The 25305-nt window shown below is 48.4% G+C and carries 25 protein-coding genes and 1 pseudogene; 12 read left to right on the top strand and 14 right to left on the bottom strand.

All coding sequences use genetic code 11. From position 1 onward, the window contains the following. Positions 1-2 precede the first annotated feature (2 nt). A complete protein-coding gene (locus PN498_RS25565) occupies positions 3-632 on the top strand; it encodes a class I SAM-dependent DNA methyltransferase (RefSeq protein WP_272066286.1) in 630 nt (209 codons plus the stop codon). Here the strand turns inward: PN498_RS25565 and PN498_RS25560 are convergent. The 4 genes from PN498_RS25560 to PN498_RS25545 all read right to left on the bottom strand — a co-directional run bounded on the left by PN498_RS25560 (position 570) and on the right by PN498_RS25545 (position 5031). Beyond that, entirely contained in the window at positions 570-1871 is a 1302-nt protein-coding gene (locus PN498_RS25560; protein WP_272066285.1) for a glycosyltransferase, read from the bottom strand. The two genes, PN498_RS25565 and PN498_RS25560, sit on opposite strands and share 63 nt — an antisense overlap. 184 nt (positions 1872-2055) lie before the next feature. Next, complete coding sequence (rodA, locus tag PN498_RS25555) at positions 2056-3327, bottom strand: rod shape-determining protein RodA (protein ID WP_272066284.1); 1272 nt, start codon at positions 3325-3327, stop codon at positions 2056-2058. Between the two features lie 50 nt (positions 3328-3377). Further along, the gene (locus PN498_RS25550; RefSeq protein WP_272066283.1) at positions 3378-4445 is read right to left on the bottom strand and encodes an Mrp/NBP35 family ATP-binding protein; all 1068 of its coding nucleotides are present in this window, start codon (positions 4443-4445) and stop codon (positions 3378-3380) included. Between the two features lie 172 nt (positions 4446-4617). Beyond that, the gene (locus PN498_RS25545) at positions 4618-5031 is read right to left on the bottom strand and encodes an SRPBCC family protein (protein WP_272066282.1); all 414 of its coding nucleotides are present in this window, start codon (positions 5029-5031) and stop codon (positions 4618-4620) included. A 648-nt stretch (positions 5032-5679) separates the two neighbouring features. Here PN498_RS25545 and hemF point away from each other — a divergent pair. Further along, positions 5680-6726 carry an oxygen-dependent coproporphyrinogen oxidase gene (gene hemF, locus PN498_RS25540; protein WP_272066281.1) on the top strand — a complete coding sequence of 349 codons (1047 nt, stop codon included), beginning with the start codon at positions 5680-5682 and terminating at the stop codon, positions 6724-6726. A gap of 102 nt (positions 6727-6828) precedes the next feature. Next, on the top strand, positions 6829-7122 hold the full coding sequence (locus tag PN498_RS25535) for a hypothetical protein (protein WP_272066280.1): 294 nt from the start codon (positions 6829-6831) through the stop codon (positions 7120-7122). Here PN498_RS25535 and PN498_RS25530 read toward each other — a convergent pair. The 6 genes from PN498_RS25530 to PN498_RS25505 all read right to left on the bottom strand — a co-directional run bounded on the left by PN498_RS25530 (position 7114) and on the right by PN498_RS25505 (position 15299). After that, a complete protein-coding gene (locus tag PN498_RS25530) occupies positions 7114-7644 on the bottom strand; it encodes a dihydrofolate reductase family protein (RefSeq protein WP_272066279.1) in 531 nt (176 codons plus the stop codon). The genes PN498_RS25535 and PN498_RS25530 overlap by 9 nt on opposite strands. A 96-nt stretch (positions 7645-7740) precedes the next feature. Further along, positions 7741-8520: a hypothetical protein gene (locus PN498_RS25525; RefSeq protein ID WP_272066278.1), complete on the bottom strand. Its 780-nt coding sequence runs from the start codon at positions 8518-8520 to the stop codon at positions 7741-7743. After that, positions 8513-9595: a type IV toxin-antitoxin system AbiEi family antitoxin gene (locus PN498_RS25520; RefSeq protein WP_272066277.1), complete on the bottom strand. Its 1083-nt coding sequence runs from the start codon at positions 9593-9595 to the stop codon at positions 8513-8515. The genes PN498_RS25525 and PN498_RS25520 overlap by 8 nt, the downstream gene beginning before the upstream one ends. 366 nt (positions 9596-9961) lie before the next feature. Beyond that, positions 9962-11335: an L-serine ammonia-lyase gene (locus tag PN498_RS25515; RefSeq protein WP_272066276.1), complete on the bottom strand. Its 1374-nt coding sequence runs from the start codon at positions 11333-11335 to the stop codon at positions 9962-9964. 207 nt (positions 11336-11542) lie between these two features. Beyond that, positions 11543-13966 (bottom strand): GcvT family protein, encoded by a 2424-nt coding sequence (locus tag PN498_RS25510; RefSeq protein WP_272066275.1) that lies wholly within the window; start codon positions 13964-13966, stop codon positions 11543-11545. A gap of 115 nt (positions 13967-14081) precedes the next feature. Then, a complete protein-coding gene (locus tag PN498_RS25505; protein ID WP_272066274.1) occupies positions 14082-15299 on the bottom strand; it encodes an aromatic ring-hydroxylating oxygenase subunit alpha in 1218 nt (405 codons plus the stop codon). A gap of 742 nt (positions 15300-16041) precedes the next feature. On the opposite strand from PN498_RS25505, the gene PN498_RS25500 reads away from it, so the two are divergent. From PN498_RS25500 to PN498_RS25490, 3 genes are all read left to right on the top strand, one after another. After that, a complete protein-coding gene (locus tag PN498_RS25500) occupies positions 16042-17661 on the top strand; it encodes a BCCT family transporter (RefSeq protein ID WP_272066273.1) in 1620 nt (539 codons plus the stop codon). A 141-nt stretch (positions 17662-17802) separates the two neighbouring features. Further along, positions 17803-18960, top strand: coding sequence for an N-methyl-L-tryptophan oxidase (solA, locus tag PN498_RS25495; RefSeq protein ID WP_272066272.1), 1158 nt, complete (start codon positions 17803-17805; stop codon positions 18958-18960). Between the two features lie 88 nt (positions 18961-19048). Further along, a complete protein-coding gene (locus PN498_RS25490; RefSeq protein WP_272066271.1) occupies positions 19049-19834 on the top strand; it encodes a GntR family transcriptional regulator in 786 nt (261 codons plus the stop codon). A gap of 29 nt (positions 19835-19863) precedes the next feature. Here the strand turns inward: PN498_RS25490 and PN498_RS25485 are convergent, their stop codons facing one another. Continuing rightward, the gene (locus PN498_RS25485; protein WP_272066270.1) at positions 19864-20289 is read right to left on the bottom strand and encodes a hypothetical protein; all 426 of its coding nucleotides are present in this window, start codon (positions 20287-20289) and stop codon (positions 19864-19866) included. A 757-nt stretch (positions 20290-21046) separates the two neighbouring features. Between PN498_RS25485 and PN498_RS25480 the strand changes: the two genes are divergently transcribed. Next, on the top strand, positions 21047-21655 hold the full coding sequence (locus tag PN498_RS25480) for a hypothetical protein (protein ID WP_272066269.1): 609 nt from the start codon (positions 21047-21049) through the stop codon (positions 21653-21655). Positions 21656-21663: 8 nt separating this feature from the next. On the opposite strand, the gene PN498_RS25475 is transcribed toward PN498_RS25480, so the two are convergent. Together PN498_RS25475 and PN498_RS25470 are read right to left on the bottom strand one after the other, a co-directional pair. Further along, positions 21664-22005: a DUF5615 family PIN-like protein gene (locus tag PN498_RS25475; RefSeq protein WP_272066268.1), complete on the bottom strand. Its 342-nt coding sequence runs from the start codon at positions 22003-22005 to the stop codon at positions 21664-21666. Continuing rightward, on the bottom strand, positions 22002-22235 hold the full coding sequence (locus PN498_RS25470) for a DUF433 domain-containing protein (protein ID WP_272066267.1): 234 nt from the start codon (positions 22233-22235) through the stop codon (positions 22002-22004). The genes PN498_RS25475 and PN498_RS25470 overlap by 4 nt, the downstream gene beginning before the upstream one ends. 183 nt (positions 22236-22418) lie before the next feature. Here PN498_RS25470 and PN498_RS25465 point away from each other — a divergent pair. The 5 genes and pseudogenes from PN498_RS25465 to PN498_RS25445 all read left to right on the top strand — a co-directional run. Further along, positions 22419-22868, top strand: a pseudogene (locus PN498_RS25465) (HNH endonuclease family protein); the annotation flags it as partial. Positions 22869-22894: 26 nt separating this feature from the next. Next, the gene (locus PN498_RS25460) at positions 22895-23122 is read left to right on the top strand and encodes a hypothetical protein (protein WP_272066266.1); all 228 of its coding nucleotides are present in this window, start codon (positions 22895-22897) and stop codon (positions 23120-23122) included. Then, positions 23112-23534, top strand: coding sequence for a putative toxin-antitoxin system toxin component, PIN family (locus tag PN498_RS25455; RefSeq protein ID WP_272066265.1), 423 nt, complete (start codon positions 23112-23114; stop codon positions 23532-23534). Before PN498_RS25460 ends, PN498_RS25455 begins: the two co-directional genes overlap by 11 nt. A 128-nt stretch (positions 23535-23662) precedes the next feature. Beyond that, the gene (locus tag PN498_RS25450; RefSeq protein ID WP_334312292.1) at positions 23663-24043 is read left to right on the top strand and encodes a XisH family protein; all 381 of its coding nucleotides are present in this window, start codon (positions 23663-23665) and stop codon (positions 24041-24043) included. A 24-nt stretch (positions 24044-24067) separates the two neighbouring features. Further along, positions 24068-24406: a XisI protein gene (locus PN498_RS25445; protein WP_272066264.1), complete on the top strand. Its 339-nt coding sequence runs from the start codon at positions 24068-24070 to the stop codon at positions 24404-24406. Positions 24407-24847: 441 nt separating this feature from the next. Here PN498_RS25445 and PN498_RS25440 read toward each other — a convergent pair whose 3' ends face one another. Next, positions 24848-25132, bottom strand: coding sequence for a hypothetical protein (locus PN498_RS25440; protein WP_272066263.1), 285 nt, complete (start codon positions 25130-25132; stop codon positions 24848-24850). Positions 25133-25305: the final 173 nt, after the last annotated feature.

Raw genomic sequence — 25305 nt, 5'->3', positions numbered from 1 at the left:
CTATGCCACGAGAATCTTTTGAATCACGGGTCAGTCGCAGTTCAGAGCGAAAGTCTTTGCCTTCCAGCTACTTTGATCAGCTATATGCAGCTGATCCAGACCCCTGGGATTTTGAGACGAGTGAGTATGAAGCGAAGAAATATGCCGCCACCTTGGCGGCGCTGCCCAAATTGCAGTATCGCTCTGCTTTCGAGATTGGCGGATCCATTGGGGTCCTTACTGAGAAGTTAGCCGAGCGCTGCGAATCCCTCCTTTCGATAGACTTGTGTCATCAAGCCCAGTCACGGGCCATAGAGCGCTGCCGCCACCTATCTCAGGTCGAGTTTGCCCTGATGCAGTTTCCGCAGCAGTCTCCTAATCGTACTTTTGACCTAACTCTGGTATCGGAGGTGGGGTACTACTGGGGTTGGGATGACTTGTCAAAAGCCCAGCAGCACATTATTCATCATCTTGAACCGGGTGGACATTTGCTACTCGTTCATTGGACTCCTCAAACGCGAGACTATCCTCTGACAGGTGATGAAGTGCATGATGCTTTTTTATCGCAGGTAGACATAGCTTTTCGTCATTTAGTAAGTCAGCGAGAACAGCGGTATCGGTTGGATTTGCTGGAGCGACTCCCAGATGGCTGAGTTGTCTAAGGGCCGTTCTGCAAGGGGTGACTGTCGCAGGGTTTGTATGCGCTTTCGCAAGTGCATATTAGCTGAGCTAATCTCTACCATCGCCTGCTGACCCAGATGAAAATCTAGCGTTTCTCTCTGTTCCGTTGTTAGGCTCTCGATGAGCGCTCCGAAGGTAGACGCGGTTGTAATTTTTTCCTGGATGTCTTTTTCGGAAAATCCTAGCCATTGAGCCAGTCTTTGGGTGGCAACTTGATTCTGAACTGGTGGCAGAAAACAGTTTTGTTTCAAACCTGTCCAACTCTGTCGCAGTTGATTGCGGACCACAATTCGAGCTTCTGTAATGTGGGGCGATTCGACCCAGACAGCTTGATGCTGCTGACTTGCCCTTGTGAGCTGATTTAAACGCTCCGCTAATCCGCCACTGGTTCGGCCAATGCGTCGTGCACTGGTCAAAACTCGGACGTGAGGACTGTGGCGAATCTTGGCATCCACCCGCTGTAGCTTTTTATAAAGGGCAACGTCTTCCTGGATTTTCACGTCAGGCACGCCACCTACACGACCATACAAATCGGCTAACACAGCCATATTGGCACCAAAGTGCTGATAATGCCGAGGCCATGAGTCGTGGGGTAGGGGATCAAGACACGCTTCTAGTTGTGCTGTCAGATATCGATGACCGACATAGCGCAAAAAGTAAAGAGAGGTTCTGGAATGGATATCTGCTTCGGAAGAGCGGCGGGTGAGAATGCGTCCGCAGACGACATCAACGCCTTGCGCAAACTCATCCGCTATCGAAGCCAACCAGTTTGGAGAAACCTCTGTATCGCCATCTGTCGAAGCGATGATGCGACGATTAAGCCCAATCTGAGACAGTCGTCGATAGGCTTCATTCATGACCATCTGACGAGCTTGACCGACGTTAGCTTTAGATTGAGGCAAGTCAACTGAGATAACGTGTAGTCTCAATTGAGGATAGGTCCGACCAATGGCGGCAGCGATCGCCTCTGAACCGTCACTACAGTTGTTAGCCAGTAGCAGAACTTCATAGCTGTCTGGGTTGAGGCGCTGCCCTTGATGATCAACCTGATGCGCCAATGCACCCAGCATTACAGGAAGGTGTTGGGCTTCGTCGCGCACGGGCACGACAACACAGACCTGACAAGTTTTCAGAGGAATATCGGAGGTTAGAGGAGGAAGTGTAGCTGCCTGTAGAGGCGCAGCCGCCTGCTCCACAAGAGTCGTGACCATAAATCGAGATGTAAAGGAAAAAGCGGCTTTAGTGAGCCTTCCAAATCTTTACAGGTTGCTCTACTCCGCATGTCCCTACAAAGTCGTATCTTCGATAACAAAACATGCGTATTTTATGGTTTTAGTCTCTAAGGCTTATAGCGGCATGCATTTATGACCACAGACGCGGTATGCCGCTTAAACGCTATTTAACGCTGGAGGTGAATTTTAGACGGTGGCGATGGCTGGCAACAGACTCGACAATACCCAACGCCATGAAATTAGTAATCAGAGCGGATCGCCCGTAGCTCATCCATGGAAGCGGAATGCCTGTCACTGGCGCTAAGCCGATTGTCATGCCGATGTTGATAACGACCTGAAAAATCAGCATTGAGAAAACACCGATCGCCAACAGCGAACCAAAATTGTCCTTCGCATTTTGAGCAATCAAGACCAGTCGTAGACAGATGAGCCAATAAGCCGCCACAACTGCCATCGCGCCAACAAATCCCCATTCCTCACCAATGGCTGAAAAAATGAAGTCGGTATGCTGCTCAGGAATGAAATTGAGCTGAGTCTGCGTTCCCTGATGGAGTCCTCGTCCCCATAGTCCGCCGGCCCCAATCGCAATGCGAGACTGAATCAGGTGATAGCCGCCGCCAAGGGGATCTTTATCGGGGTCAAGAAACAGAATTAGACGATCTTTCTGATAGTCCTTCAAAAGCCCCCAAAAGACCTCGCCGAGCTTACCTGAGATGAGATTGATAGCCGTGGCAGTGACCGTGCTGAACAAACGCCAGGGTAGTGTTAGCCAAGCGATAATGCCCATGCCAACAGACCACACGAGCCAAATTGGGATTGAAAAGTGAAAGATGATTGCGGCTACCAGGGGCGAAATCATCAGCACTAGCCAGCCAGGGTTCACATTGGCCCAATAGAGCATCCCTAAGGTAATCGCACCAAAAACGAGAGAGGTTCCCAAGTCAGGCTGGACGAAGACTAGGGACCAAGGCACAGCGGCGATCGCCAGCGCCCGTAGAACTCCTAACAGCGTTGTTGAGTGCTTCTCCTGTAGCTGAGAAGCCAGCATGATAATGAGACCGACCTTGGCGAACTCGGAAGGCTGCACATTAAAGCCAAAAATTGTGATCCACCGCTGAGCACCCATGCCCGTGGTGCCGATGAAAATAACGGCAATAAGGGAAAGATTGATTAGGCCATAAATTGCCCATCGCCACTGCAAGAGAACCTCATAACGAATCCGAGATATCCACAGCGCCAGCACAACACCAACCATAGCCAGCATGAAGTGATTCCAACCATACACGGTGGCTTCAAGGTTCAACTGAGTGCTGGCAATGACAACGCTGGCAAAGATCGACAACACAGTCGGCGTCAGCAACAGCAGCCAATCAATCTGCTGCCAGGTCTGGAACCAGCGTTTCCATTTCGGACTGGTGCGAAAAGAGTCAGCCATACGAGAAATCTGCTTGTGAACTCTGCAAAGGCAGAAGACAGTGCTATTGGCTAAGCGGTCAACGCTGCCACTGAAACTTTAGCAGCTACTGCTTTAGCAATGGTAACCAATGCTTGAGCTGAAGCTGAGTCAGGGGAGGCCGCCACAATGGGAATCCCGCGATCGCCCCCTTGCCGCACATCCATCTCTAGAGGAACGCAGCCCAGTAGTGGAACGCCCAGTTCTTCAGAGGCTTTTGCACCCCCTCCGGAACCAAAGATGTCGTATTTTTTATCGGGCATGTCGGGGGGAATAAAGTAGCTCATATTCTCCACAATGCCGAGAACAGGAACCTGAAGCTGCTGGAACATCCGTAAACCTCGGCGGGAATCGGACAGGGCAACATTCTGCGGCGTTGTCACAATCACAGCTCCTGCCATGGGCACAGCCTGCGCTAGGGTCAACTGAGCGTCTCCGGTTCCGGGGGGAAGATCAATGACGAGGTAGTCCAATTCGCCCCAAGTGACCTGATAGAGAAATTGACGAATCACACCATTGAGCATTGGACCACGCCACACAACGGGCTGGTCGCGATCGATCAAAAAGCCCATGGAAACCATCTTGACGCCGTGGTTAAAGGCAGGCTCTAGGACTTCTCCCTGTGCCCCCTGCTGGACCATCACATTGGCGTTTTCGAGGCCCAACATGATGGGTGCATTGGGACCATAGATATCAGCGTCAATCAGCCCTACTTTGGCTCCCACCTGAGCCAGCGCAACGGCAAGATTAACCGCGACGGTACTTTTCCCCACACCGCCTTTGCCACTGGAGACCGCGATGATATTCTTGACGCCCTCGATGCCTTGGCGATCAGGAAGCGATTTTTGCTGAGGTGTTTCAGCCGTAACTTCAACGTCAACCGTATTGACTCCAGGGAGCTGACGGACTGCTTTCTCGCAGTCTTCTACGATAAATTCTCTTAGCGGACAGGCAGGTGTGGTCAGCACCAGCGTGAAGCGGACCGCTCCCTCATCCACTGACACGTTCCGAATCATGTTCAGTTCAACTAAGCTCTTTTGCAGCTCGGGATCCTGTACAGGGCGCAGAACGTTGAGGATTGAGGGTACGTCCAAGGTCATGATTAAGAAGTGTTAAATAAGGCGATTGAGAGTAGCACGCTTGTAACGGCGCATTTCTTAATCTTAGAGGGTGATCTACGACCTTTGGATAGAAAGTATTCGAGATGTGGATTTAGAGGTTGGCTTTGCCTTTTGTCAGTTCAAAGCCCAATATTGTTCAAAAGTTGGGCAGTCAAGATTTGACGGTTTGAGCTGCGGTTTCTTCAGCAGCTTTCGCGATCGCCCCAGCAACCCGCGCGACAAAAGGACGCATGACTGACCAGGCCACAGGAGACAGCCATCCCCGCAAAACGATTGAGTATGACACTTGGGTGCCCAAGACAGTCGATTCCAGCCGATAGATGATCCGCTCTTCCAAACCGGGAACTGGAAATAGCCGTACACTCATTAATTCTTGAGGCGAAACTCGTTCTACAAAAATATCAACAGGCAACGGGAACCATCGAGGAATGACTCTGTAGATGAGTCCTGGCTTAGCTGTCAATCCTTGGGGAACGTTGGTGCTGTTGATCAACGGATGCCAGGAGGACATGTCTGCCAAATTGGTCAGCTTTTGCCATAGCGTTTCCACTGAAGCAGAACTCAAGGCTCGATAGGTTTTCTGCAAGAAGCGCTCTGAGCCAATTTGATGTGAGTATCTTGGAGCAGGCTTATGGATTTTTTTGCTGAAGAGGAACCGGAAGGTTTTCATGATAAAACGTTGGACGATGGAACTTAGCAGAAGGAATAAGGCCCAAATACGACTAGAGCGATGGCAAACGTCTTTTTACACACTCAGAGAATCAATTAGCCTGTCGCTCATACTCTGACAGCACGATGGGGATCTCCGTATACACCTAAATGGTGAATGTTTTCCTATGTTTGACAACAGCAGAGATTTCCACAGCTCGTGTCGTAAAAATTTAAGCTTCTCAATGTAGAGAAATGTTTTTCCAGCTAGGGTTGGGACCTCAATTCGCGATAGGGTGAGTTGCGTTTGGGAACAGTCTGCACTGAGGGACGGTTGCCTTAGCCACAGAGTTTCGGGGATCTGTTCCTGGCAGAATCTCACCGTCTATGTGGGCATCTCTATTGTCTGGGGAGAGCCATCTTCGCGAGATTGCTTTCTCCAGAGTGTCTGGCCTAGTTACGAAGCATTGGCTAAGACGCTATTTCTATAGGATAGAATGCTGCTTATCTTGAAGATGTACCTTTGTTGCAGGCTAATTCATTTGTTGGTTGGGTTGGTTAGTTCATGACGATTTCTTCTGCTCGCAATCTGAGTCAAGCTTCGAATACGACTAGTTCTCCTCCCCCTTCTGATTCTCGCGATCGCGTCAGTCAGTTTATGAAGGGAATTCAAGACGAAATTTGTCAGGGGCTGGAAGTTTTAGACGGTGAAGCAACTTTCCAGCAGGATCAGTGGGAACGCCCTGAAGGGGGGGGTGGTCGCTCACGAGTTGTGAAGCAGGGCCGCGTGTTTGAACAGGGCGGCGTCAACTTTTCGGAAGTGTGGGGCAAGCAGTTACCCCCCTCCATTTTGGTGCAGCGTCCTGAGGCTGCGGGCCACGGATTTTATGCGACAGGCACTTCTATGGTGCTGCATCCTCACAATCCCTACATTCCGACCGTCCATCTCAACTATCGCTATTTTGAGGCTGGACCTGTGTGGTGGTTTGGCGGTGGTATTGATCTCACGCCCTACTATCCTCAGGTGGATGATGTCCAGCACTTTCACCGGACGCTGAAAGAGGCGTGCGATCGCCATCACTCTGAATACTATCCGACCTTCAAGCGCTGGTGCGACGAGTATTTCTATCTGAAGCACCGGGATGAAACCCGAGGCGTCGGCGGCATCTTCTTCGATTATCAAGATGGGCGTGGTGAGCTATATCGGGGTCCTAGTGAGGATGGCTTGGCAGCCCAACACAGTCAGCAGGTCGGTGAGCTACCCCAGCGAAGTTGGGAAGACCTCTTTGGGTTTGTCGAAGATTGTGGGAAAGCGTTTTTGCCGGCCTATGTCCCCATTGCTGAGAAGCATCAGGACAAAGAGTATGGCGATCGCGAACGCGATTTCCAACTCTATCGTCGGGGCCGTTATGTCGAGTTCAATTTGGTTTACGACCGGGGTACCATTTTCGGATTGCAGACGAATGGACGCACCGAATCTATCTTGATGTCGCTGCCCCCCTTAGTCCGCTGGGAGTACAGCTATCAACCTGAGGCAGATACCCCAGAACGTCGACTTTACGATGTTTTCCTGAAGCCTCAAGACTGGTTGACGGATGACAGCCTCGCCTAAGCTTCCTGCAGGCTGCATTTTTATTCAAATTGCGTTGATACTTCATCCGGTTGGGCATTATCCTGTCATAATGTCCTTCTCGGTCTGACTCTACATAGATTTATGCCTGCCAAAGGTGAGATTGAAATCTCCATAAAATTCAAGGGTATTCCGCTAGTGAAATCGGATTCGCGGGGCGGTACTCGACTTGAGGTGTATTCCGACGGCTATGTCGTTTTGGCAGATGTGAAGACAAGAACCTACAAACGATTCGTTGGCAAAACGATGGAGTATGACTATTGGGAAGGCATCATTCACGGGAAGCTGAAATACATTCAGGGCCACCAGCTCATTTTGGATCATGCAGGTATTCAGTGTTACGAGCGAAAAGCGAAAAGCGGTGCCGCTTCAGATTAAGCTGTTGTCGATTTGGTACTCAATTTGGGTGAACCCTGACATTGATACAGAGCTTTCTTGCCGAAGATACAGGGGTTTAGACAAGGAATGAACCAAACCTATGCCGTCCCCCAGAAGTACAGGCATCACCGAAACGCTGATATGTGTCAGTAAGTTCTCTTTGATCAGCGTTTCGACCAAACGTCCACCGCCAACAACCCAGAGTGTTGCCACGCCCTGTCTCTTAGCCTGCTGTATGGCCGCAGCTGGGTTCCGCTCGTGTTGAAGATTGCATCCGTCCATCCGTGACACCTCTTGGCTAGTGCAAACCCAAGTCGGTTTGTCGCCATAGGGCCATTGCCCATGATGGTAAACAAAGACATAGGTCTTACGGCCCATTAGGAGTGCGTCGACAGTATCGAAAAAAGAGTCATAGCCAGTAGCCTGGTGATTGATAGTGAGCTTTTCGAGCCAGGCAACGCTTTCGTTGACGTCAGCAATGAATCCATCCAAGCTAGTGGCTAGGTAGTATACAACTTTCATCAATCCACCTACGATATATGTCGTTCCCAATCACTTGCTGAAGAAAACCTCTAGGCAGATCGCTTTTTGTCAGTCAGGTGCATGAGCATTTTTAGGTCATGCTTGCGGATGTGAAGAGCGAATCCCTGCCTGCAAAATTTTTAACCCATAACCCAAAGATCCAGGTTTAGCAACATCTAATCTTTCAATCAAATTGTTCAATATTGAATCAAGTTCAGTTAGTGTTTTATCTTGAAGTATTTTATGGATATCCCGACCAAGCAGATAGATACTGGCATTGAGAAATTCAATTGTTCCATCAGCGAGTTCTCCGGCCAACTCAGAATAGACACGCTCATCATCTTCATATTTCAATAGAACAAATTCAATATCTTCCAAATCTTTGTTTGTCCGTTCTCCTCGATCTCCCCAGGCAAAGATTTTGAGGACTACAAAAGCTGGCGTATCAATCACTGGGATTTCCAAATCATCAATAACAGCAGTTTTTGCGTGTAAGAGAGCTTCGGTGAAGCCTGAGACATTCATGGAATTACCACTGTCGGACCAAACAATTTTTTGATCTGGTTCGCTGATTTCTCCAAATGGAACTATGTCGACCTCGATTTCAGTTTCACTATGTATGAATTTATGGGGGTTTTTTGTAGACTTAAAACGCGGCGGTTTGCCAGTTGTTAGGTATTCACAAAGCCGCTGATAGGTTTCCCAGCTATCTATGGAAATTGCTATGTCCCAATCTTTTGTGCCTCTTCCTTCTCCAAATTTACGATCAAATATTAAAAGCCTAGCTCCTGCGCCAACTAAAATCATAGGCAAGTCTAGTGAGCCGACTAAATCGATCAAATCAACTAAAACTTGCTTTTCATCGGAGCTAATCATGCCTTTGTGCTAATTCCTCAATATATCTATCGTAGATAAGTTCAGCAGTTTCTTTTAATCGGCTATTTCCAGTTCGCATTAATTCTGCATGGATAAATAATGGATTGATTAGAGTTTGTTGAAATTTTCCAAGGTCATTTTGGTGATACTTAACATGACCAAAGGTTTGAAGGAATGTGATACTACCCTCAAGATCAGGTTTTAGTTTCAAATTGACAGCTAATTCACGACTATCAAAATTATTACTTAGATGTAAAGTCGCACTAATGGGTCGAAGATACTCAGTCATTATTGAAGCGGCAAGTTCACCACCTATTAGATAATCGTAACGCTCTGCATATTCTTCAATTTTATCTGCAACTTCTGAAAAACCAATGTTTCCGATGGGAGCGAAAATTCCAAGAGTTAGTTTTGCACGTAATCTTTCAGAATAGCCTAACTCCCAGCGTTCAAGAAGCCTGACATAATCAACGATTTCATATCTTCCGTGCCTGTATGTGATGTAATCTAAATCTTGAAGTTTTTTAAGCGTATTCTTCACCGTCTTTGGAGTAACACCGGAGATGCAACCAACCTCTTCATCGAAATCATATCCTTGCTTGAAAATTTTGGGTTGACTGAGTAAAGCGTATATAACTTGTAGTGAAGCAGCAGTAATTTCTAAAGATTTACTTGTGTTTTCTTTATGGATTTGATTACGGACCAATACATAGAACTTTGAGCTATTAAGATAAATGCTTCCATCAATATCTATAAACTCAACGTTTCTCTTTAAAAGTTGTTCTACAACCAAATTAGATAAACCACGCGTAATCAGCAGGGGTCTCTCGTTATGCTTTAGTCTTCTACCCAAATTTAAAAAATATTCAGTTACTTGTTCGACTACATCGTTTGTGAGTCCAGTTTTAATCTCGCAGACATAATCAACACGTTCACTTGAAGTATTAATTATTAGTTTCCCATCAGCTAAAACTTCATTGGAAAAATATGCTTCTCCTTGAATCACTGCCTTAATACTGGGAAGTGATTCAAGATAAGCAATGCATTTTTGGAAAAGTGGGTTTTTAGGATGCATTGAAGTAACTGCCCACTTAACTGAAAGAAGTATAGAAATTAATTATACACTTTTGATGGGATTTGAAGAAAGGCTTATGAGCGTTTTTATTTTACGATGTGGATGATTTTAAGGGAGTTACATTATCCAGGTGATTACTACGATACAGTTTTGTGTAGTCTGTTTGCTCCAAAAGTCGCGTAGTTCAACAACTTACTGCAGAGACTTCTATCTGAGATTTCTTTTACTTGATAAGTGTAGAAAGATTACTGGCAAAGATTCTTGCTAAAGGTTCATAGAGGAAGCTGCATCTGTCTAAGCTTCTCATACAAGCGAAGAATGGGGAGTCTTTTTAAGAAGCCAAGTGCTAGTCACACACCCATCGAATCAACATTCAATAACGTTGACGGCTAGGCCGCCGCGAGACGTTTCCTTATATTTCTCGTGCATGTCGTGTCCGGTGTCACGCATGGTCTTGATTACCTTGTCTAGATGTACGCAGTGCTGACCGTTGCCTTTGAGCGCCATGCGAGCCGCATTGATGGCCTTGACGGCCCCCATCGCGTTGCGTTCAATGCAGGGCACTTGTACCAGCCCACCGACTGGATCGCACGTCAGACCTAAGTTGTGCTCCATACCGATCTCAGCTGCATTTTCGACCTGCGCTGGGCTACCGCCGAGAACTTCCGCCAAGGCTCCCGCAGCCATCGAACAGGCAACTCCGACCTCTCCCTGACAGCCGACATCCGCCCCTGAGATAGACGCATTTTCTTTATAGAGAATCGCGATCGCTCCCGCCACTAACAAAAAGCGAACAACACCAGCCTCATTTGCGCCGTGACAAAAGCGACTGTAGTAATGAAGCACCGCTGGTATCACCCCCGCTGCTCCATTCGTAGGTGCCGTGACCATACGCCCGCCCGCCGCATTTTCTTCATTCACCGCCATGGCGTAGACATTGACCCAGTCCATCACGCTCAGGGGATCTGCTAAAGAATGTTCCAGTCGCTGCAAGTGTCGGTAGAGTGCTGCTGCCCGTCGCTTCACCCGCAGTCCACCGGGCAGCGTCCCTTCGGTATGACAACCCCGCTCAACACAGGTCTGCATGACTGTCCACAGACCCAATAGCTTAGTTTGAATGTCGGCCTGCGATCGCCACACCTGTTCGTTCGCCAGCATGATTTGACTGATGGAAAGACCGCTGTCCTGACACTGCTCTAGCAACTGCCGTGCAGTGGTGAAAGGGTATGGTAACGCCGAGCGATGCAGCTGCAACTGGTCGATACTCGCAGCGTTTTCATCGACGACAAATCCGCCTCCGATGGAATAGTACGTCTTGGCATAAAGCACTTTTCCTGCTGGGCCCAATGCTTTGAACGCCAATCCGTTGGGATGAAACGGCAACGGCTCCCAGTGAAAACTCAGATCCTGCTGATAGCAGAAAGGAATCGCTTGCTGACGTAAAACCCACACCGATCCTGTCTGCTGAATCCGCTGCCAGTGTCCTGCCACCATGGCGGGATTGACGCACTCTGGTGTTTCGCCCTCAAGACCCAACAGCACCGCGCGATCGCTGCCGTGCCCTTTCCCAGTGGCCCCCAAAGATCCATACAGATCAACCCGGATTCGCGCCACTCGCGTCAGGAGATTTTCTCTCGCGAGTTCCTGCACAAACCAACGAGCAGCCTTCATTGGACCTACTGTGTGAGAGCTAGAGGGACCAATACCGATTTTGAAGATGTCGAAGACGCTGGTGGACATAGGGGTGCATGAGTGAGGAGCAGGGGGCCGAATCCGAGAATCTCAATCGCGCTTTGCTTGAGCCGTTCCATCGCGATCATCGGTCATCAAATCAGTCATCAAAGACGTGATGAAAACCTCTGGATGGATTTTGAGGCAGCTGGGAGAGGTTTGTTTTCGCGATGATTTTGAGGGGAAATTGCAGGGGTGCCCAATCCTCGTCGTCTTTTACAGCAGCTTTTCAGTAACGGTTGCGGCTAAGGGCTGCCCAAAATAGTCCACTGAAACGCGGGTTCCCGGAGTTGCATAGGCCAGGGGCAAATAAGCGTAGGCCACGCATCGACCTAAACTGTAGCCATAGCCAGCGCTGGTGACGTAGCCCAACACTTTGTCGTCAGCGAGAACAGGCTCTTTACCCATGATGACAACATCGGTATCATCCAAGGTCAGGAAACAGAGCTTACGAGAGGCATACTCTCGTCGCTGGAGCAGGGCTTCTTTGCCAATAAAGTCGCCTTTGTTAGATTTGACCGCAAACCCAAGCCCCGCCTCGTAGGGATCATATTCCGTATGAATATCGCTGCCCCAGAGCAAAAATCCCTTCTCTAACCGTAGCGTTTCAAAGGCGCCAAGACCCGCCGCAATCATGCCGTAGTTTTGACCAGCGGCCCACAGCGTATCCCATAGGGTCAGCCCACATTCCGTTGGCGCGTAGATTTCCCACCCCTCTTCGCCCACATAGGAAACGCGCATGGCTCGGACGGGAATGTTGCCTATGTAAAAGGACTGATTGGTGAAGAATTTGAACGATCGCTTCGATACATCTATCGCGGTGACCGCCTGTAGCACTGCGGCAGCTTGTGGTCCCCAAAGCCCGACACAGCAGTAGCTGGAGGAGAGATCAGCAATCTGGACGGAGCCGTCCTGGGGGAGGTGCGATCGCATCCAGGCTAAATCATGTCCGTGAACGGAGCCCCCTGTGATCACCCAGTAAGTTTCTGGTCCAATGCGGCTTACTGTTAGGTCACACATGATGCCGCCATTGGGGTCCAACATAGCGGTGTAAATGACCTTGCCAACAGGCTTGTCCACATCATTGGCGCAGAGCATTTGTAGATAATCCACAACGCCCGGTCCTGTCAACTCAAATTTGGCAAAGGGAGACAGGTCATAGAGCGCCACTCTTTCGCGTGTCACCCAATGCTCTGCGCCTTGAATCGGCGACCAGTTGCGAGCTTCCCAACCCTGTCGAGCTGGAATGGGATACTCCTCTAGCAGAGCTGCATTGGCCTCAAACCACTGGGGTCGTTCCCAGCCCGCGCTGAACACAAACTGTGCTCCGAGTTCCTGCAAGCGCGGGTAAAAGGGACTCACTCGCAAGTTTCGAGAATGGGTCTGCTGATCGAGGGGATGAATGATGTCATACACCTCGTCGTATTGTTGTGCGCCCGCTTTAACAATGAAGTCGGCACTCTTGCAAACCTCTGGAAAGCGATATATGTCCAGCTCATGCAGATCGAGGCTAGAAACACCGTTGGTCATCAGTTCTGCAACGACCTTACCGACACCGCCGCCGTGAGTTACCCATACAGCTTCTGCAACCCAAAATCCTTTAGCCTTTGTGGATTCTCCAACAACAGAGCCGCTATCCGGCGTAAAGGAAAACATGCCGTTGATTTTGTCGGGTAGTTCGACATCGGTCAACGTTGGAAACAGCTCCTGAGTCGATTCCCAAGCCGGGCCAAAATGTTCTTCAGTGAAAGGCTTAACCGATGGCATTACGGGCGCTTCAGCATAGGGCAAGATGTTGTCTGGATCGACCAGCAAAGGCTCGTGCTGATAAGAGCCAATGCCCCAGCAGTCGCCATGCTGCCGAAAATACATGGCGTGGTCTTGGTGGCGCACGATGGGGTAAGACACTTCTTCAGTCGCGCCTGCCAGTGCTGAAATGGGAGCCGTTTTGACGTACTGGTGCTGTACCGGCGTTAGGGGAATGACCTCTCCGACCATGCGTCCGATGCGCGGTCCCCAAATGCCAGCACAAACGAGGATCTTAGCGGTCTCAATGCGGCCCTTATCCGTCACAACCGCCTGTACCTGACCCTTCATCACTTCAATGTCGGTCACCGTGGTGTGGCCTCGAAATTCTGCCGCACCCGCTGAAATGGCGTGTTTCGCCAGCGCTTCTGCGGCTCTCAACGCTTTAGCAATTCCATCGGTGGGAACAAAATAGCCGCCTAGAATTTTGGCTTCGTCGATGAGCGGCAGCTTGGCCTTGACTTCTCCAGGGGTCAACAAGCAGGCCCCCTCAACGCCCCAGGACTTGGCCCACCCTAATTTGCGCTGAAGTTCCTGCATCCGAGCGGGCGTATAGGCTACTTCAATACCGCCGACAGGATAGTACGCAGGTCCCTCTTGAGTCCTCAGCTGGCTATATAGCTCCACGGTGTACTGAGCTAACTGGGTCATGGTTTTAGACGGGTTTGTCTGAAACACCAGTCCAGGGGCATGAGATGTGGATCCCCCGGTGGCAAACAGCGGTCCCTGCTCGACAACAACAATGTTCTTCCAGCCCAGCTTGGCGAGGTGATAGGTTGTGCTACAGCCGACGATCCCAGCACCGATGACCACCACGGATGCATTGGATGTCATAGGAAATCTCCTGTTGAGTAGGGTGTACCCGTTTTTGAGTTTTGAGGCGTAAGGTGGGCGCTGCGTACCTTGGAAAAAGCTGGTTGAGGTGCAGGTGGGCAGCCCACCCTAAAGACTATGAGGGATTATCAACGGCTTGAGCGATCGCTTGTTGAAAAAGGTAGACTGGCTTTTCGAGCGCCGGAGAAAAACAGCCCCCATCGAAACGGGGAGATTGGCGGCCCACCTGCATCCGCTCAATCATTTCAATGTCTTCATCGTTAGTTTCTGTCCAAAGATCGATAGGCAGATGTCGCAAGGTTTCGGTCTCCGGGGTCATTGCCTCATCTCCCACAAAATAAAACAGCATCCTTTCCCGCGTTTTTGATGGGCTAAGGGGGTTAACGAGGAACATCAGAAAGTAATCGGGATGAACACCCAGCATGAGATTGGGAAAAACGGTGATGTATTCAGCAACCGTTTGTTTGTTGCTTGCCCCTAGTCCAGGAAAAGTGGGTAATGTCTTGCCATTGATCTGACCCCTGCGATAGCGCAGACTGCCTTGACCAACATGGGGAGCCCTGATCTCGAAGCTGAAGTGATCCTCCATGCGAGAGCAGCTGTTGAGAGCTGGGTGAACCCAATTCAAGTGATAGCTTTCGGAGAAGTTTTCGACGGCAAGTTTCCAGTTAGCATCGCACTGTAGGGTAACCTCGCGAGACTCTCGCCGGAGCAAGCCCAAATCATAGTCGGCCCAGCGATCGCGCACAGGCTGCAAGTAGTCCTCTAACGGTGGAGCATCTCCCGACAAGTTGACAAACACCATATCAAGCCACTGATCACAGCGAATAGCCTGGAGCCCCTTGCTGTCGCGATCAAATCCGTCGTAGCTGTCTTTGTAGTAGCCCCCAAAATGAGGTGTGCTTTTAAGGCTACCGTCGGCTCTGTAAGTCCATGAATGGTAAGGGCAGCGAATATGACCTCGCGTATTGCAGGGTTTTGCAACCAGCTGTAACCCTCGATGGCTACAGATATTGTGAAAGGCCCGTAGCGTCCCCAGGCGATCGCGCACCAGAACAATCGGCATACCTGCAATATCAGTAGGGTAAGCGTCCCCTGGATTAGGCACATCCGATGCCAGACCGACACAGATCCAGTATCGAGTAAACACCGTTTTGCGCTCTTGATCGAGATACTGAGAACGAGTGTAAGCTTCGGCAGGTAAGCCAGGACGACGGTAATCCTCCATCTGAATGACAGACGAACTGGGGCTAGGATCTCCTAACTGAAATCGAGTGCGATCGCCCAATACAGCCAGATCAGAAGGAAGATCAGCAACTTCTCGATGAGTCATACTTCGCCTCAGCAGCGGTATAAAAATCTCTGTAGCTCATAGCAGACGATAGAAAAAACACGGTGACTAGTCATAAAAACCAACTTGCAAAGACAATGCCTTAACGCTCACGATCCTCGCGTTCAAAACATATTATTACAAGCCATAAATGAACGTATCTTCTTTGAAAAATTGAAATTGTCTTCTGTTTGACATTTTTATTCTCATTTTTTCAAGAAGTATTGATATTTTGCTAATGGAATCTAACCAAAGCCTTCTATAGCTATCTTTCTACTTGAGTTGAAAAGTAGTTTGCTAAGAAAAATTGACTTGTAGTGACAACTGTAGCGGCAAAGACAGTTTTACCGAGAAAGAGGTCTTACTTTCAGCATAGACACCGCTTATTCTGTAATTAATGTATTGGTGCAAGCCCAGCATTCGGTAAGATGTTCTCTCTACGGCCTGTGCCGATAGCTTCATCCAAATCTGCCCTGGAGACACTGAAAACATTAGCCGGCTCATTCTGATTTTGACGTGGAAGGTTTTTGATATCAGTCTGGAGTGGGCTGTGCGCATTTTCAGATTCGGCATTAGCGTGCGCAAGAAGCTGATCCCTCCTCGCAAGGCGTTAGGGAAAATTGTTTGATTGAAGTAGAGGTATTACGGCTTTTTATTGGCTTTCTATTACTGTAGCTGGAGCTAAACAACAGTTATGACTACACAAGATCCTGGGAGGGAGTTCCCTGAAGCGCATTCTTTTGAAATGCCACAGCATGCACCAACTCGTAACCTTCGTCGTCGTCCGGGCGATCGCAATTTCGTCATAAAAGGTTTTGATTTTCACGCAGAGGTGTTTCTAGTTTCGGGGGGACTGATCCTCTTATTTGTTCTGTTTACGCTCATTTTCCAAGAGCCAGCCGAGACTGCTTTTGGTGCAGTGCAATCCTTTATTGCTGGGGTGATGGGTTGGTTTTTAATTCTCGCTGTTAGTCTGTTTCTCATTTTTACGGTGTGTATTGCCCTCAGTAAATTGGGCAGCGTGCGACTGGGGGGGCCCGATGCTAAACCCGAATTTCCCACCTTCGCCTGGATTGCCATGCTAATTAGCGCAGGGATGGGAATTGGATTGATGTTCTGGAGCGTGGCCGAGCCGATCTACCACTTTCAAGGTCCGCCTGCCTTACTGGGAGCTGTCGAAGCAAACACAGCAGATGCCGCTCAGCTAGCGATGGGCATCACCTTTTTCCATTGGGGGCTTCATGCCTGGGGCATCTATGCTCTCGTAGGACTGTCGTTGGCTTTCTTTGCCTACAATTGGGGACTGCCCCTGACGATTCGATCAGTGTTCTATCCCATTCTGGGCGAGCGAATTTATGGCTGGCCCGGCAATGTTGTAGATATCTTGGCGGTCGCGTCCACACTGTTTGGTTTGGCAACCTCGCTGGGTTTGGGGGTACAACAAGTCAATGCGGGCTTGAATTTTCTGTTTGGGTTGCAGATTGCTACTCCAATACAGGTCGGGCTGATTGCCATCATCACAGGTTTTGCGACGGCTTCCGTTGTGTCGGGATTAGGGAATGGTGTCCGTCGCCTCAGTGAACTCAACATGATTCTGGCCGCAATACTTATGGGATTTGTGTTGCTAGTGGGGCCAACCCTGTTTATTCTGAATTCCTTCGTTGAGAACTTGGGGTATTACGCAGCATCTTTGCCGACCCTCAGCTTTTGGACTGAAAGCTTTTCAGGCACTGATTGGCAAAACGGCTGGACCGTTTTCTATTGGGGCTGGTGGATTTCCTGGTCTCCTTTCGTCGGCATCTTTATTGCACGAGTTTCAAAAGGTCGCACTGTCCGAGAGTTTGTTATCGGCGTGCTGTTGCTGCCTTCAATGCTGACATTTTTGTGGATGTCTACATTTGGCGGCACTGCTCTCAATATGGAACTAGGCGAATCGAGTGGCGTGATCAGTGAAGCCGTTGCTGAGAATGTGGCCACGGCATTGTTTGTTATGCTGCAACAGTTGCCACTGACCGGAATTACCTCGTTTGTCGGCATTGTTTTAGTGGTGGTCTTCTTCGTCACCTCTTCAGACTCTGGTTCGCTAGTAGTCGACAGCCTCACATCTGGCGGCAAGTTGGAATCTCCTGTGCCTCAGCGCGTCTTTTGGGCTGCTATGGAGGGTGTTGTGGCGGCTGTTTTGCTCTTGGGTGGTGGTTTGTCTGCCTTGCAAACGGCGTCCATCACAACAGGGCTTCCGTTTGCATTGGTGTTGCTAGTGATGTGCTACAGCATCTATCGAGGATTGAGTTATGAGTATCGAGTTGTGATGGAGGCTCGGAAGCTGAAGGAAGCAGAAATGGCCTCGGAGGCGATCGCTCGATAGGGGATCTGTTTTCAGATAAAGCACTTTTGCACGGCAGTGAACAGCGGCAGGCGGGATGGGATTATGCCCATTTTTCTCATTGATTCATGCCGTACACGGCACGATCAACAACGGTTTCAGGGTTTCTAGGAGTTGGTTGAAATGACACGGCAGTTTGATGTCATTGTGGTCGGCGCTGGGGGAATTGGCAGCGCAACGGCTTACTACCTGTCTAGAGCAGGCAAAAAGGTTCTGCTATTGGAACAGTTCGAGCTGAATCACCAAAAAGGAAGCTCTTACGGATTTTCTCGCGTCATCCGATACACCTACGACAATCCTATTTATGTTGAGCTGATGCGAGATGCCTATCCGCTCTGGTTTGCCCTGCAAGAAGAAGCGGGCGAACAGCTCTATGTCAAGACAGGGGGACTGGACTTCGGTTTCCCTGAGACAGACACTTTTCAGCGGATGAAAACCAGCCTGGATGCAGCCAAGCTGGACTACGAGCATCTTGACAAGACAGAGATTGCACATCGCTATCCTCAGTTTTCTCTAGAGGACGGTATGGAGGGTCTCTTTCATGTCGATTCCGGTTTGCTAAGGGCGTCGCGCTGCGTGCTCGCTCATCTCAATCTTGCCCAGCAGCGAGGGGCAACGATAATTGACCAGACCCCAGTGCTAAAGATACGGCCTACTGAAAATGGCGTAGAAGTGCAGACAGCCGCAGAGACGTTTGCGAGCGATCGCCTCGTTGTTACTGCGGGTAGCTGGGCCAAGGAACTCCTCGCGAAGCAGGGCATTAACCTACCGCTGAAAATCATGCCCTGTCAGCTTGGATTCTATCAGCCAAGCAATGCTGCAAACTTTGAACCAGGCAAGTTTCCCGTCTTCTTTGCTCACATGAATGGCGACTATGGCGAAATGCCTTATGGAATTCCCCATGAGGATAACCGTCTTGGGATCAAAATCACGACATTCTATGGCTGGGACACGGTGGATAGCCCCAGCGAAGTAGACTATACCCCAAGCCATGACTGGACGGAGCGCATTCGTGATTTTGCCAAGCAGTATATTCCTGATGCAGCGGGTCCTTTAATCTCTACCCGACGCTGCCTCTACACGTTGACACCCGATAAGGACTTCGTAGTCGATCAGCATCCTGACTATCCTCACGTGGTCATTGGTGCAGGCTTCTCAGGACATGGTTTCAAATTTACAACGCTGATGGGCAAGATGCTAGCAGACTTAGCCACTGAAGGTCATACTCCCCATAACACCAGCCTATTTAAGCTGTCTCGTTTTCAGTTAGTCGCTGTATGAGTGGTCTAAAACGGACATTTCACAGGCGTTATTTTTAGGCTCTATTATGATCTTCATTCGCTAAGATGCCAAAGGTGATCAGCATACGATGACGTTTTCTATGGTTCCCAGTAGTCAAGGTATCGACAAGCAGCATTTGCACATCACAATTTCAGAGAAGCTTAAGCAAAAGATTGAGACAGGGGAATACGAGCCGGGTGAGCGGTTGCCTAGCGAATTTGATTTGGGTCAGGTGTTTGGGGTCAGTCGTACTACCATTCGCAAGGCGATCGGGAATCTCATTCAGCAGGGTCTAGTCACTACTCAGCAGGGGAAAGGTATTTTTGTCACAGAGCAGCACAAGATCAGCTTTTCGATGGCCAATCCCCTCATGTACTTTGATTCAGCCTTGAAACAACAGGGCTATGTGGGGCAAGTTCAGTCGCTTCGGTTTCAGCGAATCAAGGCAACGTCAGACGTTAGCCGCAAGCTTCAGCTACCCGCAAAAGACACTGAGGTCTATTGGCAAGAGAAAATTATTTATGCCGATGATTCCCCGATCGCTCTGGATGTGACTTATTATCCCGTCGCGATCGGAGAGTCCCTTGCAGAGAAGCTTCAGCAAGGATTTACCTACAGCACGCTGGTTAAAAACGGTATTCACCTCAATGCCGCAGAAGTCAGCCTCGAAAGTATTCCGGCCAGTTACGAGCTGAGTGAATATCTCGCTATTCCTTTAGGGATGCCGCTTTTAGTGTTCAACTATCTCGTCTACCACCAGCAACACCAGCCCGCTGTTTGTGGTAAAACCCTTTCCCGCTCCGACTGGACCTGCTACACCGCTGAAATTGAAGTCGATCAACCAGACTTCAGTACGCTCGTAGATCCTTTGTAGGCTAGGCTATTTGAAATGAACGTTATTAATTACGCTCTTTGAAAAATCATCCTGGCCGCTCGACCTTCTTCGCCCCACGGAGCAATATTGGTCATTTGAAGCACCAGACTGTTATCAGGTCTTTGGGATAGCTTACTTCGCCAACCCCAGTCAGGACCAGATGGGACCGGATAGACATATTCAACAGTGAAGAGACCCCAAGCATTCGTAAGATATCGACATTGCACAGGTTCGGGCTGATGCCAGCTATCTGTCCACGTTGCGCCGCTGTCATGAAATGTGAAAGCGCCTGTTTTGGTCTCGCCTTCGTAAGCCCACGTGTAAGAAAGTATCTCTGACCCAATGCTCAGCGTGCTCTCACTCATGTCAGCTTCGTTCCCTGCTGGATCAATCCATAATTCAGCCCTACCGTTCCATTCACTTCCCTGAAACTCGTCGATCCATGACTGAACCATGCTCATTTTCTTTGCTCCCATCTGAACCGCATTCTGCTGATTGGTCAAACATCTACTGGCCAAATCTTCGTCTGGGCGAGATAGCTACTGGTACCGCTGTGCGGAATTCAAAATTCAAAATACTCTGCGAGAAGAGCAAAGCTCTACAAAACTAAGGCAGATAAGCTTTCCGAGCGTTTTACAGGGTGAGCCTATTTCTGCCGTAGTGTACTAGTTAGCCCATGATCATTAGTTGTGCTAAACAAGGAGATACCACTACGAATGTTACTATTCAGGTCTAGTTCTAGTCGCACTCAACCTAAACATATAGGGATAGAGGTCATGATTTTTAACGAATAGGCGATGCGATCTGGAACAGAACAATAGTAGGTCTGTCGGCAGATTGGATATAGCCCTGTGCAGCTTGGTCAAGTCCATCTCAGTATCTTAGGGAAGTAGGGAACAGGGAACAGCTTAGTTCTAGCAACGGAAAAATTTGGGTCGTTAATGCTTGAATGGTTGCATTGCGGGGCAACTATTCCAACTGGATTGTCTCAGTGTGAGGGTGATACCATTCCACATAATCATCCACTGTAAGATGAGTTTGAAAGCCATCGAAAGCCTTATGACTGAGGTATTCTGATGACTTTAAGAGTACAACTTTTTAGGTGGAAACTTTCCCTCTAATTACGAGTTAGCTGGCTCTGTATAAGCCTTGTGCTACTTGTCTAAATTACAGTGTGTAAAAGCCACAGTTCCGTTAGGTTAGGAGAAATAAATGTTTGTCACGCTTTTAATGTCAATGAATTTCGCTACTTCTAGCTTTAATATCTCTGTTAATAAACTAGTTTCCGATACAGCTCTCCAACATCTAGCATCCATCTATGAAAGAAATGATGAATCTAATGTTCAGGTGGAATCGACAGATGGACATTTACTATCAGACGAACAAAGAACTGAGCTTTTACAATTGTCTGTTCCTATCGTGGTGCCTGATTTTGTACCAGAGGGATTTAGACTTACCCACGCAAGTGGTGAAATTGTAGAGTACCTTAATGGTGATGAATACCCAATTTATCGAATCCGGCACGAGAGTAATAATGGTGAATGCTTTACCCTCTACACTCCTGATAATTTTCCTTCTGGAACCGTTCTTGAGAATACACAGACAGAATTTGGATTAATTCCTGTATACATGTACGAGGATGGAGAGAGCTATGGGCTGTTAAGTCTAGTAGAAATAGAAATGGGTGCTGATGTTATGCTGTCTTCTTCAAACTGGGAGCGTGCTTATGTTTCTCAGGAAAATTCAGAAATGCTCCGATGCAAAGCATTAGATCCCGAAGTCTTCATTCAAGTTTTGGAGTCTTTAACATTATTACAATAATGCCTCTTTTAGGGAGCATTACTGATTTCAACAATTGTTTCACCTTGTCGTAGCTGTTCTAGCGCATCGGGTAAGGTAACAGTCAGCAACTGTCGTAAATTGCGATTTGTAACGTTGCCGCAGGTTAACCATAAAATCTGAGGTGGTGTTCCCAGACGGCAGACCAAGTCAATGAAGTCACTATCTTTAGTCATAATTATGGCATTTTCAGCTCGTGCTGCTTCAAAAATTTCGATGTCTTGAGCATCTCGAAGGGACAAATTTCGTAGAGCAGATGCTTCTAACCCAAACGTCGTTGACAACCAATTTGCTAGAGTTGGAGGTAGTTGGGCATCAATCCAAATTTTCATGCCGTGAGTCTGGGGAAATCAGTACGGCGGGCTGCGAAAAGCAAACAAGCTTGGATATCTGCTGGTTCCAGATCAGGAAAGTCTTCCAAAATTTCAGCGGCACTAACGTTTTCTGCTAGCATCTCCAGAATGTCCGTGACCCGGATTCGCATTCCTCGAATGCATGGACGACCACCGCATTGACCAGGAGTTTGGGTGATGCGCGTGAGCAAACTAGGCATTGAGTTCATAGGAGTATCCTTAAGATGCTTTGTTTACCTCTATATTATCGAGCAATTATGCCCACATCCGCTAGCTAACAATTCAAATGCAGCGGACGGTTGAAAACCTCTGATGACGAGTTCAAAGTCATATGCCGCCGCTGATTTGAGTCGTTATGCCGCCTCAACTATTCTGTTAGGGCGCAACCGAATAAACATGATTTTTATAGTGACTGGCAAAAAGAACTGCGCTACTTTTTCTTTAGGTATGAAGAGTATTTATCGAAAATGAATGGCTCTCAACTTAACCAAATTCTATGGAATGAGATATGGGAATCGAATCCGAACAATACAATAGAACATATTTTACCTCAAGATAAAAGTGATCCTGGTTGGAGTCACATTGTTGAAACTAAGCATAAAGAGCTTTTGCACTCTATAGGGAATTTGTGTCTACTCTCACCACCTCTCAATTCAGAGGCAAGTAATAAATGTTTTGAAGACAAAAAGGAGGTTTACAAGAAGGCTAATCTTATGCACTTGAAAGAGATTGTTTCCGACACTGATGTTGATCGGGAGATGTGGGATGAGGAAGCAATTAAAAATAGGAGAGAACACTTAATTCAGTTCGCTATAGATCAATGGCAAGATTTGCAACAGTAAAATCGTTTACAGAATAAATAACTGCTATGGAAACTAAAACGATCACAATCCGTGTGAATGCTGAGGTTGCCCGTATTTTTGAGGCAGCCTCTGAAGAGCAGCGTCGCAAGTTAGAAGCATTACTCAGCCTAAAGCTTGGTGATGCAACTCGACACAAAAGACCCCTGGAAGAAGTGATGAGTGATATTAGTCGGAATGCTCAAGCGCGAGGGTTAACCCCAGAAATTTTGAACTCAATTTTGGATGAAGAATGAAGTGCGCTACGTTTTTGATACAAATGCTCTTATTAGTGCGCTTCTGTTTGAGAACAGCAAACCTGCTCAAGCACTTCGATACGCTTTAGCAAATGGAGAAGTATTAGTGTCACTCGACCTTTTGGAAGAGTTGAATGAGGTTCTTGGGCGTGAAAAATTTAATCGTTATTTAACAACTGAGGAGCGAGAGGAATTTTTAGAAGCTTTGATAGAGCGGGCAGTTTTAGTTGACGTAACTGAGAATGTGCAGGAGTGCCGTGATCCAAAAGATGACAAGGTGTTGGAGTTGGCATTGAATGGGGAAGCACAGTACATCATTAGTGGCGATAGGGATTTACTTGTATTGCATCCATTCCGTGATGTGCTAGTGATTACAGCAGATGAGTTTCTAAAGACGATTGAGTCTAGGTAGCGACGACGGCATAACTTGGTCGTTATGCCGCTTAGCTCTCGGTGAGGGCATACTTGAAGCCTACCTATTGATATCAAAAGCAACGACAGTCGGTATATGCTTGCAGTAACCCAATTATTCTATTTTTTGTGCCAGCAAAAGATATCTATCACGACACTGTAAAGCATGCCTTACAAAAAGATGGATGGACAATTACGCATAATCCCTTTCCGCTTCAGATTGGGAAAAAGCGTTTATCGGCTGATTTGGGTGCAGAGCGCCTGATTAGTGCTGAGAGAGGCTTGCAAAGAATTGTTGTTGAAGTGAAAAGCTTTGTTGGGCAGTCAGATGTCAGAGATTTAGAGCAAGCACTGGGTCAGTACGTCCTGTATCATCAGATTCTTGATGAAATGGGCATTGAGCGTAACCTTTATCTAGCGGTATCACAAGCAACCTTTAATAGTGTGTTCACTATAGGAATTGGGACAGGTCTTACTCAAGAATCGAGTGGTCAAATTAGTTGTCTTTGATGATGATAGTGAGGCGATCGTGCAATGGATACCCGATTAGAATATCAAAGCATCATCAAGAACATTCTTCAAAATCATGTTGATTATCGTGCAACTCTGCCCGATGGCTATACTTCTCAGCTCATTTTTGATGATGAACGAGGGCAGTATTTAATTCTAGATATGGGCTGGTCTGGTGACAAATACCTTCATTCAACCCCAATCCACATCAGCTTGATTGGCGATAAGATTTGGATTCAATACGATGACACTGAGGAAGGGGTCGCGACTGACTTGATGGCAGCAGGTATTTCCAAAGAAGACATTGTGCTGGGTTTTCGCCATCCTAAAATACGGCAACATACGGGTTTTGCAGTAGCTTAGTTAGCAAGAAGCATGGCAACGCAACATAACAATCCTAATGCACGCTGACCGCCAAGAGACTGCCGCTTGGAATGTGGGGTTGCCGGCAGCGGGTTATGGGCACCGCTAAAACTAACCGAATAGTTGCCCGAGACGCGGCAACTGGTCTCCAGGCACAGCCAGGATTCATCCAAATCGGGTGAACGACAGATCAAGCGGTTCAAACCATAACTTGGAAGCGATTTAGTCCAGAAGTAGTTCGCAGGCTATTTTTGAGCCTTAACGACCAAAATTTTTCCGCTGTTAAAACTGAGCCGGAACGGGGTGTGTTTGACTCAAAGACATGCCGCTATATCTTTGCCAAGTGAGGGACAGTGAAAGATCTTGATGGGCTGGAGCGATCGCCTTCTCCAAACAGAGCCGCGATCGCCCCTAGACTCCTCCGTACCCGTCAATTAGTTGCTACTCAAACAATCTGTCGCGCTGCAAATATCGCAACACGTCACCGGGGTCTTGGCGAATCAGCACGCCGTTTTCGGGGACATCGATCTTGGGACTCCACTCGATGCGCTCGATGCAGTTTCGTAGGTGGAACAGGTCGATCGCGCTTTGGGTGTCTGCTTCGGTGCCGACGAGATACAGGCGCAGGCGTTTGTGTCGTCGCTGGGGATGAGCACGGTTACTCGGCAACGACGGCGGTGCCGCCTCAGCGTGGTGAGACGGCAGAAAGTATTGAATGGTAATCACGAGGATTCCTCCAAAGAATTGGATTGGGTGGGAATCCCCGAAGATTCAGTCGCCCTTAGACGAAGCGCTTCGGTGGGGCGACCTAAAATAGGCAAAGCCCGTACGACAGGTCTGTTCTGTCTATGGGTTAGGCGCTGGTTTGTGTTGTGACCACTTACCAGTGCCGCCGACCA

The organism is Oscillatoria sp. CS-180 (assembly GCF_028330965.1).
Lineage (GTDB): Bacteria > Cyanobacteriota > Cyanobacteriia > Phormidesmidales > Phormidesmidaceae > Halomicronema.
This window is presented reverse-complemented; position numbering and strand designations above follow the sequence as displayed.

Bases quoted from the DNA above. Each gene is read 5' to 3' on its own strand.
- PN498_RS25565 (WP_272066286.1), top strand. From the start codon at position 3: ATGCCACGAGAATCTTTTGAATCACGGGTCAGTCGCAGTTCAGAGCGA.
- PN498_RS25560 (WP_272066285.1), bottom strand. From the start codon at position 1,871: ATGGTCACGACTCTTGTGGAGCAGGCGGCTGCGCCTCTACAGGCAGCT.
- rodA (WP_272066284.1), bottom strand. From the start codon at position 3,327: ATGGCTGACTCTTTTCGCACCAGTCCGAAATGGAAACGCTGGTTCCAG.
- PN498_RS25550 (WP_272066283.1), bottom strand. From the start codon at position 4,445: ATGACCTTGGACGTACCCTCAATCCTCAACGTTCTGCGCCCTGTACAG.
- hemF (WP_272066281.1), top strand. From the start codon at position 5,680: ATGACGATTTCTTCTGCTCGCAATCTGAGTCAAGCTTCGAATACGACT.
- PN498_RS25535 (WP_272066280.1), top strand. From the start codon at position 6,829: ATGCCTGCCAAAGGTGAGATTGAAATCTCCATAAAATTCAAGGGTATT.
- PN498_RS25530 (WP_272066279.1), bottom strand. From the start codon at position 7,644: ATGAAAGTTGTATACTACCTAGCCACTAGCTTGGATGGATTCATTGCT.
- PN498_RS25525 (WP_272066278.1), bottom strand. From the start codon at position 8,520: ATGATTAGCTCCGATGAAAAGCAAGTTTTAGTTGATTTGATCGATTTA.
- PN498_RS25520 (WP_272066277.1), bottom strand. From the start codon at position 9,595: ATGCATCCTAAAAACCCACTTTTCCAAAAATGCATTGCTTATCTTGAA.
- PN498_RS25515 (WP_272066276.1), bottom strand. From the start codon at position 11,335: ATGTCCACCAGCGTCTTCGACATCTTCAAAATCGGTATTGGTCCCTCT.
- PN498_RS25510 (WP_272066275.1), bottom strand. From the start codon at position 13,966: ATGACATCCAATGCATCCGTGGTGGTCATCGGTGCTGGGATCGTCGGC.
- PN498_RS25505 (WP_272066274.1), bottom strand. From the start codon at position 15,299: ATGACTCATCGAGAAGTTGCTGATCTTCCTTCTGATCTGGCTGTATTG.
- PN498_RS25500 (WP_272066273.1), top strand. From the start codon at position 16,042: ATGCCACAGCATGCACCAACTCGTAACCTTCGTCGTCGTCCGGGCGAT.
- solA (WP_272066272.1), top strand. From the start codon at position 17,803: ATGACACGGCAGTTTGATGTCATTGTGGTCGGCGCTGGGGGAATTGGC.
- PN498_RS25490 (WP_272066271.1), top strand. From the start codon at position 19,049: ATGACGTTTTCTATGGTTCCCAGTAGTCAAGGTATCGACAAGCAGCAT.
- PN498_RS25485 (WP_272066270.1), bottom strand. From the start codon at position 20,289: ATGGTTCAGTCATGGATCGACGAGTTTCAGGGAAGTGAATGGAACGGT.
- PN498_RS25480 (WP_272066269.1), top strand. From the start codon at position 21,047: ATGTTTGTCACGCTTTTAATGTCAATGAATTTCGCTACTTCTAGCTTT.
- PN498_RS25475 (WP_272066268.1), bottom strand. From the start codon at position 22,005: ATGAAAATTTGGATTGATGCCCAACTACCTCCAACTCTAGCAAATTGG.
- PN498_RS25470 (WP_272066267.1), bottom strand. From the start codon at position 22,235: ATGAACTCAATGCCTAGTTTGCTCACGCGCATCACCCAAACTCCTGGT.
- PN498_RS25460 (WP_272066266.1), top strand. From the start codon at position 22,895: ATGGAAACTAAAACGATCACAATCCGTGTGAATGCTGAGGTTGCCCGT.
- PN498_RS25455 (WP_272066265.1), top strand. From the start codon at position 23,112: ATGAAGAATGAAGTGCGCTACGTTTTTGATACAAATGCTCTTATTAGT.
- PN498_RS25445 (WP_272066264.1), top strand. From the start codon at position 24,068: ATGGATACCCGATTAGAATATCAAAGCATCATCAAGAACATTCTTCAA.